Genomic DNA, 17,042 nt, shown 5'->3' with positions numbered 1-17,042 from the left:
ATGAGCATACCGGACGAACGCGGCGTAATCCCCAGACTGCTGGGCTGGGCGGAGGGGAAAAGCGACATCCGGGCGGTGCTTTTAACCAGCTCCCGCGCCCGGCCCGGCGCGGAACTGGACGGATTTTCCGATTACGATGTCATCCTGGTAGCCAAAGACATCCGGCCATACCTGGACGATGAAAGCTGGCTGGAGGCTTACGGCAAGGTAATGGTGGTCTACCGCGACCCGGTTCAAGTTGAATATGGCTTTGAACGCTTTATCAGGGTAACGTATTATCGGGACTATTCCAGAATCGACTATACCATCTGGCCGGTGGGGCTGCTGGATAAAGATAACCTCACCAGAGGCATGAAGCCCCCCACCTGCACCGCCTATATCCCTTCACCCCCCTCCGAACAGGAGTACCGGCGGGCTATCGAGACTTTTTTCTCGGATGCCACTTACGTGGCCAAAGCCCTGCGGCGGGATGACCTGTTCCTGGCCAAGCACTGTTTAGACCAGATAATGAAATTCAAGTACCTGCGTCTGATGCTGGAATGGCTGATGGAAATCGAGAACGGCTGGAAGCTCAAGACCGGGGCTTACGGCAAGGGGCTGAAAAAGCTGACCCGCCCGGAGCTCTGGGCAGAGCTGGAAAGCACCTACACCGGCGCCGGTAAAGAGGAAAACTGGGAGGCGCTGTTCAGGACCATTGCGCTCTTCCGTAAAACAGCCAAGGAAGTGGGCACCAAAATGGGCTTTGCCTATCCGCAAGAGCTTGACAATAATGTGGTAAAATACCTTGATGATGTGAGGAATGAAAGGATTCCTTAATAAACAAAGAGGAGGAAACATGTTAAAGCTCAAGATAACATGCGTACTCGCCGCCCTGATGGCGGCGGCGCTGCCCGGCTGTGCCAAAGACGGCGGAGATACCAAGGAAGTGACCGCCAGCTCCGAGTTCACCGGGACGCTGACAATGGTACCTTTCTCATTATTTGAAAAATACGACGTCTATTACGCCAACCCGGGACTGGTCAAAGAGCTGAACGGCATCACCGGCGTAAACAGCCTGGAAGACTACTATCAGTTGACAGCGGAGAAACGCGCACAATTCGATGAGGGGTGGCGGGAAACGTCTTCCGTGTTCCCGTCCTGGCATAATAAAGCGGACCAGATAGAAACGCTGGCGGGATTCAGCACCTTCGCCTTCGACCGGGTGGTGCTGATTGACAGCGCGCCGCCCCACCTCACCTATATCGCCTTCGGCAATTTCAATGAAGGGCTGATAGCGGGCAAGCTGGCGGAACAGGGATATACCGAGATGACCTACGGCGAACACACGTACTACGCCAAAGGCGATGATTTCCAGATAGATATCATTAACCCGTTGGGCAGGATTGTAAAGGCCGGCATGAACCGGGTGGCGGTGCTGGACGGCATCCTCATTTTATCCCCGACCACCGAGGACGTCACGGCAATACTGGACACGATAGACGGCAAGAGCCCCTCCGTCATGGGCAACGCGGAGTACAAGGCGCTGGCGGAAAGCCTGGGCAACCCGCTGGCGGCGGCGCTGACCGCGCCGGAGAGGATTATCACCACGGAAGAAATACAGGAGAACAGCAGCGCTATGAAATTCACCATGCCGGACGGCTGGGGGCAGCTCCACGGCTACGGGACGGCCGCCCTGGGCTACCGCGCCGACGGGGAGACGCGTTACTTCGATATCGCTCTCTATTATACGGACAAAGCCGCCGCCGAAGCCGACGGACAGGAAATAATCAAGCGGATGGGGAACTATTCCTCGAGTCTTGCTCTATCAGGCGATAACGTTCCCTTCAGTGACGTTTTCCAGCCCGGTGAGCCGGTGGTGCAGACCATTACGGGCGGCGCGGTACTGAAGATTTCCTGCGAGATAAACACGGAGCAGCAGACCGGAATCATGCTGCAACTGGGCGGCAACGGCTTCACGATGCGGGACCTGATTTTCCTGGCGGTGAATCCGGAAGAATACGAAACGGATTAGTCCCACCGCAATATAAAAATAAAGGGCGGGTTGGCAACCCGCCCCTACGCTGTTAATTCTCTATTTATCTAGACCCGCTGCATCATCTGGTAATACTTGCCCTCGGTGGCGAGGGCGGGGGCGATGACCATCTGGGCGTCATGCATTTCCCGGATATTGGCGGCGCCGCAGAAGCCCATAGCCGTGCGTAAAGCGCCCACGAAGTTTTCCGTGCCGTGCACGACGGAAGTGGGGCCGAAGAGCAGCTTTTCCAGGGTGGTGTTCGTCCCCACCTTGATGCGCGTCCCCCGGGGGAGGGCGGGATGCGGGTGGGACATACCCCAGTGATAGCCGCGCCCGGGCGCTTCCTTGGTCTGGGCGAAGGGCGAGCCGATCATCACCGCGTCCGTGCCGGCGGCAAAAGACTTACAGATATCGCCGCCCTTGCGCAGGCCGCCATCGGTAATGATGGGGATATATTTACCGGACTCGCGGTAGTATTCGTCTCTGGCCGCCGCGCAGTCGATGGTAGCCGTAATCTGCGGCACGCCGATGCCGAGCACCTCGCGGGAGGTACAGGCGGCGCCGGGGCCAACGCCGACCAGCACGCCGGCGATACCGGTGCGCATCAAATCAAGGCAGGCGTTATAGCTGACGCAGTTGCCCACCACGATGGGCATCCTGGTCTGGTTCACCATTTCCGAGAATATCAGGCCGCGGTAGCTCTTGGAAATATGGCGGGCGCTGGTAACGGTGGACTGCACCACCAGGATATCCGCGCCGGCCTCTTCCACGATGGGCGTCAGCCGCTTGGTATTGGCGGGTATCAGGGAGATGGCGCAGACCGCGCCGGCTTTCTTGACGGCCTGGACCCTATCGCCGACCAGGTTATCCTTAATCGGCTCTTTGTAGACCTGCTGGAGAAGCTCGGTGACTTCCGCGTCATTAGCCTTGGCGATTTTTTCCAGCACTTCATCGGGGTCGGCGTAGCGTGCCTGGATACCGTCGAGGTTAAGGACGCCCAGCCCGCCCAGCTTGTTAATCTGGATAGCCAGTTTAACGTCCACCACGGAGTCCATGGCGGAGGTTAAAAAGGGAATGGAGAACTTGAAATCGCCGATTTGAAAATCCGTAGTGGTCTGGTCAGGATTGAGGGTGACGTCCCCGGGCACGATGGCAACTTCGTCAAAACCGTAGGACTGTTTGAGCTGTTTGAATTTGGGGGTCGCTTTTGTGCTGCACATATATGTGCTCTTAATTATAGCAAAAAGAAAAAACTTTTTGCAAGCCAATGTTTTCTATGGGTTCATCAGTCCCGCCCACGCCTGTTTTACGCTCAATAGCGCCTTGATAATTGCCGCCCGCAGCCGCGGCCAGCGCGAAAAATTTTTTTAGTTGACAACGGGGCGGGGTGGTAATATAATGCGTTCGCCAAGGGCAACCGAGAGGTAAAAAACATGCTGTTCTTTTTCCTGATACTGGGACTGATATTCCTCTGCTCCGGCGGCGTCGGGTTATTTTATGTCAACGTCGGCGAGCACACGGCCGTCTGGAGCTCCATGTGGGTAATCGGCAATCTCGCCTTCGGGACATTCCTGGTGTTCGGGGCGGCGATTCTGATTTTCCTGGCTTTTTTCAACGCGGAGTTCGACTAGCTATTTCCCGTTAGCCCTACCGGCCGGACTCTCACGGTGGCTACGCGCACTCAGCGTGACACTTAATACAAAGCGAGGAGTATCTCCCCTTTCCCCTAATCTCTAATCTCTACTCTCTAATCTCTACTCCCTCCAGCTTCAAACCTAGACACGCACAGTCGTTTCTCTTATAATAATGGAGTTAAGGACTTTTATTTATGCCGGCTCTTTACGTTGTGGCCACCCCTATCGGCAACCTAGAGGATATTTCCCTGCGGGCCATCCGCATCCTCAAAGAGGTGAAACTGATTGCCGCCGAAGACACCCGCAAAACGCGGCGGCTGCTGACCACCTATGACATTAAAACGCCGCTGACCAGCTACTACGAGCATAACAAGATGTCCAAACTCGACTATATTCTGGGGCAGCTGAAAGAAAACGATGTGGCGCTGGTCTCCGAGGCGGGGATGCCGGGCATTTCCGACCCCGGCTACGAGCTTATCGCCGCCGCCGCCGGACGGAACATACCGGTGGTGCCGGTGCCGGGGGCTTCCGCCATTATCACGGCGCTGGCGGTATCCGGCCTGCCCACGGACAGGTTCAGCTTTATCGGCTTCCTGCCCAACCGCGCCGCCGCCCGCCGCCGCGCCCTGGAAGAGGTCGCTGACGATACGGGCAGCATCATCGCACTGGAAGCGCCGCACCGGCTGGCCGCCGCGCTGGAGGACATCCTCAGCGTATTAGGCAACCGGCGCATGGCCGTGGGGCGGGAACTGACCAAGCTGCACGAGGAGGTCTTCAGGGGGACGGTGGCGGAAGCCATCAAGCATTTCACCGCGCCGAGGGGGGAGTTCACACTGGTGATAGAGGGGCGGGGGGAGAGGGAAAAGCCTGTTTTGACCGGCGCCGTGGAGCAGCAGCTGCGTGATTTGTACCGCGGCGGCGCCTCCGCTAAAGAAGCCGTGGCCGCCGTGGCCGGCGATACGGGACTGAAACGCAAAGAGCTTTACCAGACGTGGCTTAAGATGGGGGAGAAGGGAGAACTTAAAAATTAAATATCAAATCTTCCCGATTCACTTCGTTCATCGGGATGCCGCATGAGGTAAGGAATCGGCACAAAAATTAAAAATACAGATGAAAATTCAAATCTGATTCGTATTAAGCCAAAATACACTGAAAATGCATAAATCAGTTTTTGATTTTTGATTTGTATCTTTAAGCTTTGAATTTTGAGATTTAAGTTTTTCAGAATTATAATATCTGGATAAATAAACCGAATACGGTAAGCAGTAAATATTGAGGAGTGAGAGTATGCGACGTGGCTGTGTGTCTTTAGGCGAAATCAAATGCGATAGCTGCCAGAAACCCATCCCCTATCCCGACCGCTACCTGGCGGTGGACGAGAAGAACGGTAAAGAGGACGATGAAGGCGACCTCAAGCGCTATTGCATCGAGTGCTGCCTGAAGAAAGGGTACGCCCATTACAAAGAGGAAAAAGGCGATAAAATCCTGACCTTCTTTTAGGGTCGCGCCGCCTCTGCACCGGGCTATATTATGAGCGAGAGAATTTTCATCGGGGTGGGCTGGCCTTACGCCAACGGACACCTTCACCTTGGGCATATCGCCGGGGCATACCTGCCGGCGGACATCTTCGCCCGCTGGCACCGCGCCAAAGGCCACGAGGTGCTGATGGTCTCCGGCTCCGACCGGCACGGCACCCCGATAACCATCCGCGCCGAGCAGGAAGGCATTACCCCCGCCGAGGTGGCCGATAAGTACCACGCGTCTTTCCTGGAGGCGTGGCGGGGACTGGGCATCACCTGGGACCTGTACACCTCCACCGGGACGGACAACCACGCCGCCGTTACCCAGGACATATTCAATACCCTGATGAAAAACGGGTATATTTATAAAGCCAGCACCTCCCAGCCCTACTGCCCCAAATGCCGGCGCTTCCTGCCGGACCGCTACGTGGAGGGCACCTGTCCTTTCTGCGGGGACAAGGGGGCGCGGGGCGACGAATGCGACCAATGCGGCAAGCCGCTGAACGCCGCCGAGCTTAAAGAGCCCCGCTGCCGCAACTGCGGCACCCCCCCGGAGTTCCGGGAAACGGAGCATTTCTTCTTCAAGCTGAGCGCTTTCCAGGAAAAGCTGACGGACTGGGTGAAAGCCCAGGGTCACTGGCGCCCCAGCGTGCAGAACTTTACCCTGGGGTTTCTCAAGGAGGGGCTCAACGACCGCGCCATCACCCGGGACATCGACTGGGGCATCAAAGTGCCGCTGCCCGGCTTCGAGAGCAAGCGGTTTTATGTCTGGTTCGAGAATATCATCGGCTACCTTTCCGCCAGCAAGGAGTGGGCGCAAATACAGGGCGACCCGGAAAAGTGGCGGCGGTTCTGGGAGGGGGATGCTAAAAGCTATTACTTCATCGGCAAGGACAATACCGTCTTCCATACCATGAACTGGCCGGCCATGCTGATGGGCTACGGCGGACTCAACCTCCCCTATGACGTCCCCGCCAACGAGTACCTCACCTTTGAAAGCAAGAAGGGCTCCAAAAGCCGCAACTGGGCGGTATGGGTGCCGGACTACCTCTCCCGCTACGCCCCGGACCCGCTGCGCTACATCCTCTCCATCAACATGCCGGAAAGCAACGATACTGATTTCTCCTGGCGGGAGTACGTGCGCCGCAACAACGACGAGCTGGTGGCCACCTGGGGCAACCTGGTCAACCGGGTGCTGACCTTTACCTACAAGAATTTTGAAGGGAAAGTGCCGGAGTCCGGCCAACCGGAGGCAAGCGCCGCCGCCCTGAACCGGAAAGCCGCCGAGGTCAATGCGCAGGTGGACGCGCTGCTGGGCCATTGCCGCTTCAAGGCGGCCATACAGCAGGCCATGTCCCTGGCGCAGGAGACCAACCGCTACCTGGACGAGCAGGCCCCCTGGAAGAAAATCAAGGAAGACAAACCGGCGGCGGCCGCAGCGCTTTACACCGCCATCGGCGCGATTACCTGCCTGAAAAATATGCTGTACCCTTTCCTGCCCTTTACTTCACAAAAGGTACACGAATACCTGGGCTACGAGGGAAAAATAGAAGATTACCTGCGGGCCAACCCCGCGCCGGGGCTGCCGGAGGCGGGACAAAAACTGAGAGAGCCAAAGCCGCTTTTTACCAAGCTCGATGACAGCGTTATTGAAGAGGAGACCAAACGCATTGGAACTTAGACAGATTTACGCTCCCATTCAGGAAGATTTGGAAAAAGTCAAAGAAAACTTGAAGTCCGTCAGCAAAATCGACTACACGTGGCTGTCCGAGCAGCTGAGCTACGTGGTGAGCGAAACGGGCAAAGGAATGCGCCCGGCCATGACGCTGCTCTCCGGCAAGTCCTTCGACTATGACCTGGAACACCTGATGCCGATGGCCGTATCCGTGGAGCTGATGCACACCGCCACCCTCGTCCACGATGACGCTATCGATAAAGCTTCCACCCGGCGCGGGCAGGCCACCATCAACAGCGTCTGGGGGGATGAAATCGCCATTCTGATGGGGGACTTCCTCTTCGCTAAAGCCGGCGAGGTCGTGGCGGACACGCAGATGCTGCGGGTGGTGAAGCTGTTTTCCCAGACCCTGGGCATCATATCCAGCGGGGAAATCGGCCAGTTCCGCGGCGCTTTTAATTACGACCAGACGCGGGAAAGCTATTTCCGGCGCATCTACCGCAAGACGGCCTCCCTGTTCTCCCTTTCCACGCAGTCCGGCGCCATCCTAGCCCATGCCCCGGAGGAATCCGTGGTCATCATGAAAGAGTACGGCGATAACCTGGGGCTGGCTTTCCAGATAGTGGACGATATCCTGGACTTTACCAGCACCGAGGAAAGAATGGGCAAGCCGGTTGGCTCCGACCTTATCCAGGGGACGCTGACGCTGCCGGCGATGCTGGTTATCGAGCGGGACCCGGAAGGCAACCCGGTAAAAAAGCTGTTCGAGACCAAAGACAAGAAGTACGTGGAGGAAGCCATCGACCAGGTGAGAAACTCCTCGGTAATCAAGGAGTGCTACAAGATAGCCGGGGAATACCGCGATACCGCCATCCGCAACCTGAAAACGCTGCCCAAGACCACCGCCCGCCAGTCGCTCTTTGACCTGGCCGACTTCGTGGTGAAGCAGGGTAGTTAGGGAAAAACACCAATAACCAAGATACAAAAAACAAAAAAGCCGGATATCACAATCAATAAATCAAAGCTGAGAAAAAGACGATGCTGGATTCCCGCTTTCGCGGGAATGACGTCCTGATTTAGTGTCCGGCCCAGGTGGCGCCGTCCAGGTAGGTCTCTGTCTTGGAGGTGGGCAGCCGCTCTTTGAAAGTGTCCACGGCAAAGGCCACGGCGTCCAGTCCCTCGCCGCGGTGCGCCGCCGCCACCGCCACCACCAGATTGATATCCCCCACCTTAAGCTTCCCCACCCGGTGGTGAATGACCACCCGTTTGACCGGGAATTTTTGCTGAATCTCTCCGGCAATTTCCTCTAGTCTGGCAGCGGCCCGGCCGTCAGCGTCTTTATATTCCACGCTTTGCACCGGCTTGCCGCGGGAGTTGTCCCGGATAAGGCCGACGTAGGTGACCACGCAGCCACTGTCCAGGGTCTTGGCCTGGCTTACTACCGTTTCCGGGGATATAGGTTTATCCGTGATGGTAATCATGACGACCTGCTAGTATTGATGACGTTTCGCAATATTCCCATGTCATTCTGGCACGTTCACTTCGTTCAGTGTAAACTCCGGTCAGAATCCACTCAGGGAATTCAACTATTACCGCACCTTACGGTGGATTCCAGCCTGCGCTGGAATGACACATCCGGACTAGTCAGAAGGGGCCGGAGTCTGCTTGGGCACCAGCTGCGGCACCGAGGGGGCCTTCTTGGGCTGCGGCACCACCTCGCCCTCACTGACGGGCTTGACCGGGACGGGGATATCGGTCTTCCTGACCCTGGGCGCGCGCTTGGCGATACCAATATCGTCGAAGAACTTGTCCAGGTCCTTGCCCTCCAGCGTCTCCTTGTTCATCAGCTCTTTGGCCAGAAGCTCCAGCTTTTTCCGGTTTTTGGTCAGGACTTCACGGGCCAGGCTGTGGGCTTCACTGATGATTTTCTGTACCTCTTCATCAATCTGGCGGGCGACTTCCTCGCTGTAGTCCCGCTGCTCCGAGATTTCACGGCCCAGGAAAACCATCTCTTCCTTATGGCCGAAAGTCCGGGGGCCGAGCTTATCGCTCATACCGTAGTCGGTGACCATGGCGCGGGCCAGCTTGGTGGCGCGTTCGATATCGCTGCGGGCGCCGTCGGTAATCTCGTTAAAGATAATTTCCTCGGCAGCCCGGCCGCCGAGGGAGTAGGCCAGCATATCCTTCATGTAGGAGCGGGTATGCAAATAGCGGTCTTCCGCTGGCAGCTGCTTGGTATAGCCGCCGATCATGCCGCGGGAAACGATGGATATTTTATGGATGGGGTCGGCGTTGGGCAGCATCCTGCCCACCATGGCGTGCCCCGCCTCGTGATACGCAGTGATTTCTTTTTCTTTGGCGCTGATTTTACGGCTCTTGCGTTCCGGCCCGGCCAGCACCCGGTCCACCGACTCCTCGAACTCCCTGGAGCCGATGGTTTTCAGGCTGCGCCTGGCCGCCAGGATAGCCGCCTCGTTAACGATGTTGGACAAATCAGCGCCGCTGAAGCCCACCGTGCCTCTGGCCAGCGTCTCCAGGTCCACCGTCTTGTCCAGCGGTTTGCCGTTGGTGTGCACTTTAAGGATAGCCAGCCGTCCGGTGATATCCGGCAGGTCCAGCATCACGCGGCGGTCGAAACGGCCGGGGCGGAGCAGGGCGGGATCCAGGATATCAGGGCGGTTGGTGGCGGCGATAACGATAACGTTGGTATTGGTATCGAAGCCGTCCATCTCCACCAGAATCTGGTTCAGTGTCTGCTCGCGCTCATCGTGGCTGCCGCCCAGCCCGGTGCCGCGCTGCCGCCCGACGGCGTCTATTTCATCGATAAAGATAATACAGGGCGTATTGCGCTTGGCCTGGTCGAAGAGGTCCCGCACGCGGGAAGCGCCCACGCCCACGAACATTTCCACGAACTCGGAGCCGCTGATGGAGAAGAACGGGACATCGGCCTCGCCGGCCACGGCCCGGGCCATCAACGTCTTGCCGGTGCCGGGGGGGCCGACCAGCAGAACACCCTTGGGGATGCGGGCGCCGAGCGCCTGGAATTTCTCCTTGGACTTGAGGAAATCAACCACTTCCTGCATGTCCTGCTTGGCTTCTTCCGCCCCGGCCACATCCGCGAAGGTGACGGTGGCGCGGTTGGCGGGGAAAAGACGCGCCCGGCTGCGCCCGAAGCTCATGGCCTGGTTGTTGGCGCCGCGCGCCTGCCGGAAGAGGAAGAACAGGAAGAGGATAATGAGCAGGAAAGGCAGGCTGGTGACTATCAGGTTAGCCCAGTTAATCCCGGACGAGCCTTTCACGTCCACGGTAACGTTGGTCAGGTTCAGGTCCCGGACATCATAGATGCTGGCGTTCGGCTCCTTGTAAGCCCGCAGCTCTTCGCCGCCGGTAGTCGTTATCGTCAGGAGGTCGCCGTCCACCACGATTTTCTGGATCTCATTGTTCTGGGACATGGTGATAACCTGGCCCAGCGGCACTTCCTCTATGGGATTGCTATTGGGCATGAGCAAGGAGAAAAGCAGCACCGCCGCCAGTAAGATTACGATATATATAATACTATTGCGTCGCCAATTCGATTTCATAACGCGCCCCGCTTCATATATTACCTTTTAGATTATACCATAAAAAATATTAATAAATAGTTAAGCAGCTAAAAAGTAACAGGCAGCGGCGCCAGTCGTGAAAGGGGAAGGAGGGGATACGCCGGGAAACAGCAGCAGACCCACCCGGCGGAGGCGGCAAAAGGCAGCCTGGCGTCCGGGGGCATACAGCGGGGCGTCTTACGATTAAGCCGGGGGCACCGTTAAGCCGCCGGCTATACCGTAACGTCGATAACCGTACCCAGGTCGGCTTCCGCCGCCGCCATAATCCGGTCGAACTCCGGCTCGTTCTGGTTCAGGAGCTTGAGGCAAACGTCCACGATATCCGCATCATAGATGACGCCCCTGCCCCGCTTTATCTCCGCCAGGGCGTATACCAGCCCCAGCGCCGGGCGGTACGGGCGTTGGGAAGCCATCGCTTCCACCACATCCGCCACCCCGAGAATCCTGGCTTCCATGATGATCTGGTTTTCTTTCAGGCCTTCCGGGTAGCCGGAGCCGTTCAGTCTTTCATGGTGCTGGAGGATAGCCCGGGTCACCGGCCAGGGGAAATCAATCTTTTTCAGAATGTCATACCCCACCCGGCAGTGGTTCTTGATGATGGCGAACTCGGAGGCGGTTATCTGCCCGGACTTGCTCAGGATTTCCGCCGGCACGGACACCTTGCCCACGTCATGGAGCAGACCGGAGATAAATACCCCGGTGGTCTGCCATTCGGACAGGCCCATTTCCCGGGCGATTTCACGGGCCAGTTCCGCCACCCGCCGCTGGTGTCCGGCGGTATAGGGGTCGCGGCTGCCCACCAGGATAGACACAGCGTGGACGACGCCGCTGATGGCTTTCTGAAGCTCACTGTGTTTCCGCTTCATGGTTTCAAAGCTGTTGGCGTTTTCAATGTTGGTAGCCAGGTCGCCGGAAATCTCCTGTAACAGACGCCGCTCTTCATAAGAGTAAGGCTCGCGGGAAATCTTGCTATCGAGGAGCAGCATGCCGGCCATGTGGCCGTTATTGCGCAGGGGCACCATCAGCTCGATATCGTTGTCGTTTAGAGCCTGCCGGTCACGGGCAGGCATTTCCGCCAGCGACGGTATTGTGTCCAAATCGATAAAATCCACCACCCGGTTCAGCTGCGTCATGGCGGTGATGAACGGGCTGTTGGCGGAAAAATGTATTTCTTTCCGGTTTTTCAGCCCGGCATGGTTGTAGGTGATATAGTTGCCGGAGGCCGGCACCGGCAGCAGCAAATAGACAGCCCGGCTCTGCATGCCGTTGGACACGGTGTCCACCAGCGAGGCGGTAAGCTGTTCCAGGTCAAGGTCGCTCTTATTAGCCCAGGTAAATCTTTTCAGGTTCTGGAGGTGGTCATACCTTTCCCGGTAAAACCAGCGGTCCACCGTAAGCCGCAGGCGGGTAACTACCGGCTGGAAGAGTAGCGCGGCGATAGAAACGATGATAATAGTGAGGGTGACGGAAACCGGACTCAATAAATCACGGGAGAAATAGCTCAGCAGATAGATGATGCTGCCGAAAACGGCGAAGAGCAAGAGGACGGCCAGGGAAAAGGTGGCGCCTTTGCGGGCGACCACCTTCATATCCAGCAGGTTGTAGCGCAGCATGGCGGCGGTGGCAATCACGCAGAACAGGATATTGCCGATAATGCCGGCCGGGAACACTTTAACGCCCATAGCGGGGAGGAAATCCGTGGTCATGCCGATAATCATCAGCGTGATGCCGGTGATAAGGTACTGGTCCCGCACGCGGTCGTCTATGGCGCGGGTAGACTTATAGTGTTTCTTCAGCAGCACGGCGCTGATGGCGATGAAGAGGTTGGTGCAGAGCACGAAAAGCGGGAACAAAACCCCCACCTCCGGCGTTTTACCGTACCAGGCGGACTGCATGCCGCCGGCTATCAGCCCGGTGGGTATCAGTCCCAAAACCAGAAAATAGGCGGCATAAAGGGAATAGGTGAAATATTTGTTCAGCCGGGCCTGGGTATAAACCACGGTAAACCGGAAGAATAACAGGGAGGCGCTCAATATCGCCCACAGGGCGAATCTCTCCCAGACCAGCGCCATTTCCATATCCAGACTGGCGCGCATCATAAAGATAAGGGCGGCCCACAGTGTCATGAAGAAAAGAAAAATGACGAAAGGACGTTTGGCGGCGTGTTTTCTGCCGCTGACGGCCAGCACGGTAAGCAACGTTAGGCCGGACACTACCCCGATGAGCGGAACGAGTAAATGCGAGTTCAATTTGTAATCTCCAATCCCTGTTTTTTAGACGCAACCCAGTATCAAATCAGATAAATTGGGGGGGGTTGTTTTATCGTGTTGCAGTAAACAGTTTAGCCGGGTAGCATCAATAAAGCGTCACAATCCCGCAGGGTAGTCTATCAAAATAATCACACTAACGGCGGGGCGGAAAAGGGCGGCATAACCCCTTATAATTATGGTAATGATGAAAATACGCAACTATTGAAAACACCTCATGCCGGTAGCCGTCCGCAGGCTAATTAACTTGACAAGCGGAAGCCCGCTATAGTAAATTTTTATAGTACTGCATAATTTCAACAACATTTCCATTTCAACTTTTCGGAATTCTCGCCGTGTCCAGGAAAGGCGTTAACAACTAAAGTAAAACATATGAATTACGGGAAGGAGAGTAACTAAATGGCTGACGTAAAAAGGAAAAAAGTTGACGTGAAGCCAGACAAGACGGTGTACAAATCCCTGGCGCTGGGCGGCCTGCTCGGCGGGGGGGGCGAGTGCTCCGTTGATGTAAAAGACGGTAAAGCAGTCAGAATCCGGCCGTTCCGCTATGACGAAAAATATGACAAAGCATATCTCCGGCCATGGAAGATAAAGAGAAACGGCGCCACGCTGGAGCCGCTGATGAAAGCTTTACCCGGCACTTTCTCGCTGGCGTATAAGAAAAGAGTATTTTCTTCCAACCGGATTAAATACCCCCTGGTCAGAGTCGACTTCGACCCCAATGGCGAAAGACATCCGGAAAACCGCGGCAAGAGCAAGTACCGCCGCATTTCCTGGGACGAAGCTATCACCCTCGTCGCTAATGAAGTCAAACGGCAGCATAAACTGTACGGGCCGCTTTCTATCCTGGTACAGGGCGACGGCCACGGCGAATGCAAGACCATCCATACCCCCCACGGCCACCAGGGCCGCCTCCTGGACATGATGGGCGGGTTTACCCAGCAGGTGCGCAACCCGGACAGCTGGGAAGGCTGGTACTGGGGCTCCAAACACGTCTGGGGGCAGGGCTTCCAGGGCATGATGTCCCCGGCCGCCAACCTTCTTAAAGACATTTCCGAGAACGCGGAGATGGTGCTCTGCTGGGGCTGCGACCCGGAGACCACCCCCTGGGGTTTCACCGGGCAGTACGCCACCCGCGTCTGCTACTTCTGGACGCAGGCGGGTATTCCCCAAATCTACATCTGCCCCGAGCTTAACTACGGCGCGGCGGTACACGCGGACAAGTGGATACCGGTGCTCCCCAATACGGATGCCGCTCTGCAATTAGCCATCATCTACATGTGGATTAAAGAAGGCACCTGGGATAAAGAGTACGTCAAGACCCACGCGGTGGGCATGGATAAAATTGAAGATTACGTCCTGGGCAAAGTGGACGATGTCCCCAAGACGCCGGAATGGGCTTCCAAGAAATGCGGCGTGCCGGAATGGACCATCAAAGCGCTGGCCCGCCAGTTCGCCAAGAAAGTAACGTCCATCATCCACTACTTCGGCGGCGGCATGTGCCGGGGACCGTTCTCCCATGAGCCGGGCCGTCTCGAATGCATCCTGCTGGGCATGCAGGGGCTGGGCTCCCCGGGCGTACACCAGTGCCAGCTAACCTACTTCGGGATGCCGAGAGCGGAAGGACTGAAGAGCATCCGCTTCTTCAACCCGGACCTGAGCGAGCGCTTGAGGATACCCTGCCGGACGACCATCGACGCCTGGGGCAAGCAGCTGATTCCCAAGACGCTTATCCAGGACGCCATCCTGAAACCGCCCCTCACCTTCATGGGCAGCGGCGGCCAGGAATCCCAGACTGAAGACCAGTTCATCAAATATACCTATCCCATCGCCAAGGAAAAGGGCGGCTGCGAGATACACATGATGTGGACGGATACGCCCTGCCGCATCACCTGCTGGAACCACGGCAACGCGTCCATCGAGGCGCAGCGCAGCCCCAAGATCGAGTTCGTGGTGGCGCAGCACCCCTGGCTGGAAAACGAATGTTTATACGCCGATGTCATCCTGCCGGCGAACACCACGCTGGAAGTGGAAGATATCGTGACCAATACGCGGCAGGGGCCGCATTTCCAGAGTATTACCATCCAGGAACAGGCCATCCCGCCCATCGGCGAGTCCAAGAGCGACTACGAGATAGTGCTGGCGATTGCCGAGAAACTGGGCATGGGTGAAAAGTTCTCCGAGGGTAAGTCCACCCGGGACCTCCAGCATGACGTATGGGAGACCATGGATATCGACAAGATGATAAGCTGGGAAGACCTTATGGAGAAAAAATACTTCGTTTATCCCACGGCCAAGGACTGGGAGAGCGACCCGCCCGGCTTCAAGAAGTTCCACGACGACCCGAAGAAAAACCCGCTCCCGACGCCATCCGGCCTGCTAGAGTTCTACTCCGCAAGGCTGGCCCAATACTTCCCGGACGATAAAGAGAGGCCGCCGTATCCCCAGTGGATTGAAAAGGGCGTGACGCACGACGAGCGTGTTTCCAGTGAGCGCGCCGCCATGTTCCCGCTGCTTTGCATGTCCAACCACGGGCGGTGGCGCACCCACTCCCAAGGCGATGACATTACCTGGACGCGGGAAACGCCAACGGGTAAAGTACTGGCTTCCGACGGCTACCGGTACGAGCCGGCCTGGATTAATCCCGGCGACGCCGCCCAGCGCGGCATCAAGGACGGGAGTATCGTTAAAGTATTCAACGAGCGCGGCGTGGTACTCTGCGGCGCCCGTGTCTGGGAACGCATGAGCCCCGGCGTCGTCTATGTTGACCACGGCGCCCGGCATGACCCGATAATCACTAACGTCGACCGCGGCGGCGCCATCAACACCATCGCGCCGGACGGCATCACTTCCAAGAACGCCGTCGGGCAGGCTACTACCGCTTACCTGGTGGACGTGCAGAACCTTACCGAGAAAGATTACCAGGAATGGCGCGCCAAAGACCCCGAGGCTTTCGACGCTTGCTTCAAGAGAGATTATGACCCGGCTTACGGCCCCCGCTTCGATGGCTGGGTCGAAGGAGGGATGTAATAAATGGGTAAAGTATTTGTTATCGACGTTGGAATCTGTAACGGCTGCTACAGCTGCCAGATAGCCTGCAAAGACGAACACGTGGGCAATGACTGGTCACCTATCGCCAAGCCGCAGCCTGATGCCGGGCAGTTCTGGATGAAGCTCGAAGAGCATATTTGCGGCACCGTGCCCAAGGTAAAGATGCACTACATTCCGCTGCTCTGCCAGCACTGCGATAATGCGCCCTGCCTGGCGGCCTGCCCGATTAAGGCCATCTACAAGAGAGCGGACGGCCTGGTCATCATCGATGCAGATAAATGCAACGGCTGCAAAGTCTGCGTGGACGCCTGCCCTTACAAGGCCATCTACTTCAACGAGAGCCTGAACCTGGCCCAGAAGTGCACCGGCTGCGCCCACCTGCTGGACGGCGGGGAGTGGACGATACCGCGCTGCGCGGACTCCTGCCCCACCGAGGCCATCAAGTTCGGCGAGGAATCCGAGTTCAAAGACCTCATCGCCAAGGCGGAGGTGCTCAAGCCGGAATCCAAGACCAAGCCCAGAGTATATTACCTAAACGTACCCAAGAAATTCATCGCCGGCACGGTTTACGACCCGAAAGAGAAGGAAGTAATCATCGGCGCTACCTGCTCCCTATCGGGCGCGAAACTGGGCAAGGCCATGATAGCCAGTACGGACGGCTTCGGGGATTTCTGGTTCCAGGGCCTGCCGGACGGCGTCTACAACCTGACCATTTCCGCGGCGGGCTTTTTACCCAAGAAATTCGATAAGCTCAGCACCGTGAAAGACATCAACCTGGGGGACATCCCGCTTTCGAAGATAGGCACCAAGTAATACCGGTTAAAGCCTCCGCTCCGGTTCGGCCCTTCTACACTGAAGTTATGAAGGGCGGGCAAGCGCACCATGAGCGGCATAATAAATAACACAAGATAAAGAGGGGGAGCCGTAAAAAGCTCCCCCTTATTTTTTCCTCCCCAATGTCATTGTAAGTGACGTAGCAACGAAGCGAGTCGCCGGTATTTCTTACATTGTTGTCATCCCGGCGAAAGCCGGGATCCAGGCAGTTCAGATGTCTGAAAATCTAAAGATAAACAACCCCCTAATCACTGGATTCCGGTTTGCACCGGAATGGTTATGATGCGGTTGAAAGCATAGTGTATCAAACCTTTCCCCCTTGTGCAAACTGGGACATAGGTTACACTTTAGACCGGGGACATAGGTAACACTTTTCCTTTGGTTTCATCTAGTAAACCAAGCTTTAAGAAACTGAACCAGACTTCCCAGACTGTGTCTGTAATTT

At 56.8% G+C, this 17,042-nt stretch carries 13 protein-coding genes; 9 read left to right on the top strand and 4 right to left on the bottom strand.

Annotated features, from left to right (window positions below; all coding sequences use genetic code 11):
* Nucleotides 1-816 carry an aminoglycoside 6-adenylyltransferase gene (locus WC370_08670; GenBank protein ID MFA5309537.1) on the top strand — a complete coding sequence of 272 codons (816 nt, stop codon included), beginning with the start codon at nucleotides 1-3 and terminating at the stop codon, nucleotides 814-816.
* Between the two features lie 19 nt (nucleotides 817-835).
* Entirely contained in the window at nucleotides 836-2,011 is a 1,176-nt protein-coding gene (locus WC370_08665) for a hypothetical protein (GenBank protein ID MFA5309536.1), read from the top strand.
* A gap of 68 nt (nucleotides 2,012-2,079) precedes the next feature.
* Here the strand turns inward: WC370_08665 and WC370_08660 are convergent, their stop codons facing one another.
* Nucleotides 2,080-3,234 carry a GuaB3 family IMP dehydrogenase-related protein gene (locus WC370_08660; protein MFA5309535.1) on the bottom strand — a complete coding sequence of 385 codons (1,155 nt, stop codon included), beginning with the start codon at nucleotides 3,232-3,234 and terminating at the stop codon, nucleotides 2,080-2,082.
* Nucleotides 3,235-3,447: 213 nt separating this feature from the next.
* Between WC370_08660 and WC370_08655 the strand changes: the two genes are divergently transcribed.
* The 5 genes from WC370_08655 to WC370_08635 all read left to right on the top strand — a co-directional run bounded on the left by WC370_08655 (nucleotide 3,448) and on the right by WC370_08635 (nucleotide 7,801).
* Nucleotides 3,448-3,645, top strand: coding sequence for a hypothetical protein (locus WC370_08655; protein ID MFA5309534.1), 198 nt, complete (start codon nucleotides 3,448-3,450; stop codon nucleotides 3,643-3,645).
* A 197-nt stretch (nucleotides 3,646-3,842) separates the two neighbouring features.
* On the top strand, nucleotides 3,843-4,679 hold the full coding sequence (gene rsmI, locus WC370_08650; GenBank protein MFA5309533.1) for a 16S rRNA (cytidine(1402)-2'-O)-methyltransferase: 837 nt from the start codon (nucleotides 3,843-3,845) through the stop codon (nucleotides 4,677-4,679).
* 256 nt (nucleotides 4,680-4,935) lie between these two features.
* Nucleotides 4,936-5,148 carry a hypothetical protein gene (locus WC370_08645; protein MFA5309532.1) on the top strand — a complete coding sequence of 71 codons (213 nt, stop codon included), beginning with the start codon at nucleotides 4,936-4,938 and terminating at the stop codon, nucleotides 5,146-5,148.
* Between the two features lie 30 nt (nucleotides 5,149-5,178).
* Nucleotides 5,179-6,849, top strand: coding sequence for a methionine--tRNA ligase (gene metG, locus WC370_08640; GenBank protein ID MFA5309531.1), 1,671 nt, complete (start codon nucleotides 5,179-5,181; stop codon nucleotides 6,847-6,849).
* Nucleotides 6,839-7,801 (top strand): polyprenyl synthetase family protein, encoded by a 963-nt coding sequence (locus tag WC370_08635; GenBank protein MFA5309530.1) that lies wholly within the window; start codon nucleotides 6,839-6,841, stop codon nucleotides 7,799-7,801. The genes metG and WC370_08635 overlap by 11 nt, the downstream gene beginning before the upstream one ends.
* Before the next feature lie 118 nt (nucleotides 7,802-7,919).
* Here WC370_08635 and WC370_08630 read toward each other — a convergent pair whose 3' ends face one another.
* The 3 genes from WC370_08630 to WC370_08620 form a co-directional block, all read right to left on the bottom strand.
* Nucleotides 7,920-8,324 (bottom strand): molybdenum cofactor biosynthesis protein MoaE, encoded by a 405-nt coding sequence (locus tag WC370_08630; GenBank protein MFA5309529.1) that lies wholly within the window; start codon nucleotides 8,322-8,324, stop codon nucleotides 7,920-7,922.
* A 159-nt stretch (nucleotides 8,325-8,483) separates the two neighbouring features.
* Nucleotides 8,484-10,424: an ATP-dependent zinc metalloprotease FtsH gene (ftsH, locus tag WC370_08625; GenBank protein MFA5309528.1), complete on the bottom strand. Its 1,941-nt coding sequence runs from the start codon at nucleotides 10,422-10,424 to the stop codon at nucleotides 8,484-8,486.
* 233 nt (nucleotides 10,425-10,657) lie between these two features.
* A complete protein-coding gene (locus WC370_08620; protein ID MFA5309527.1) occupies nucleotides 10,658-12,694 on the bottom strand; it encodes an HD domain-containing phosphohydrolase in 2,037 nt (678 codons plus the stop codon).
* Between the two features lie 417 nt (nucleotides 12,695-13,111).
* Between WC370_08620 and WC370_08615 the strand changes: the two genes are divergently transcribed.
* A complete protein-coding gene (locus tag WC370_08615; GenBank protein MFA5309526.1) occupies nucleotides 13,112-15,742 on the top strand; it encodes a molybdopterin-dependent oxidoreductase in 2,631 nt (876 codons plus the stop codon).
* Nucleotides 15,743-15,745: 3 nt separating this feature from the next.
* A complete protein-coding gene (locus WC370_08610; GenBank protein ID MFA5309525.1) occupies nucleotides 15,746-16,576 on the top strand; it encodes a 4Fe-4S dicluster domain-containing protein in 831 nt (276 codons plus the stop codon).
* The last annotated feature ends 466 nt before the right edge of the window (nucleotides 16,577-17,042 follow it).

It is taken from the genome of Dehalococcoidales bacterium, from assembly GCA_041652735.1.
Taxonomy (GTDB): Bacteria; Chloroflexota; Dehalococcoidia; order Dehalococcoidales; family RBG-16-60-22; genus RBG-13-51-18.
This window is presented reverse-complemented; position numbering and strand designations above follow the sequence as displayed.

Bases quoted from the DNA above. Each gene is read 5' to 3' on its own strand.
- WC370_08670 (MFA5309537.1), top strand. From the start codon at position 1: ATGAGCATACCGGACGAACGCGGCGTAATCCCCAGACTGCTGGGCTGG.
- WC370_08665 (MFA5309536.1), top strand. From the start codon at position 836: ATGTTAAAGCTCAAGATAACATGCGTACTCGCCGCCCTGATGGCGGCG.
- WC370_08660 (MFA5309535.1), bottom strand. From the start codon at position 3,234: ATGTGCAGCACAAAAGCGACCCCCAAATTCAAACAGCTCAAACAGTCC.
- WC370_08655 (MFA5309534.1), top strand. From the start codon at position 3,448: ATGCTGTTCTTTTTCCTGATACTGGGACTGATATTCCTCTGCTCCGGC.
- rsmI (MFA5309533.1), top strand. From the start codon at position 3,843: ATGCCGGCTCTTTACGTTGTGGCCACCCCTATCGGCAACCTAGAGGAT.
- WC370_08645 (MFA5309532.1), top strand. From the start codon at position 4,936: ATGCGACGTGGCTGTGTGTCTTTAGGCGAAATCAAATGCGATAGCTGC.
- metG (MFA5309531.1), top strand. From the start codon at position 5,179: ATGAGCGAGAGAATTTTCATCGGGGTGGGCTGGCCTTACGCCAACGGA.
- WC370_08630 (MFA5309529.1), bottom strand. From the start codon at position 8,324: ATGATTACCATCACGGATAAACCTATATCCCCGGAAACGGTAGTAAGC.
- ftsH (MFA5309528.1), bottom strand. From the start codon at position 10,424: ATGAAATCGAATTGGCGACGCAATAGTATTATATATATCGTAATCTTA.
- WC370_08615 (MFA5309526.1), top strand. From the start codon at position 13,112: ATGGCTGACGTAAAAAGGAAAAAAGTTGACGTGAAGCCAGACAAGACG.
- WC370_08610 (MFA5309525.1), top strand. From the start codon at position 15,746: ATGGGTAAAGTATTTGTTATCGACGTTGGAATCTGTAACGGCTGCTAC.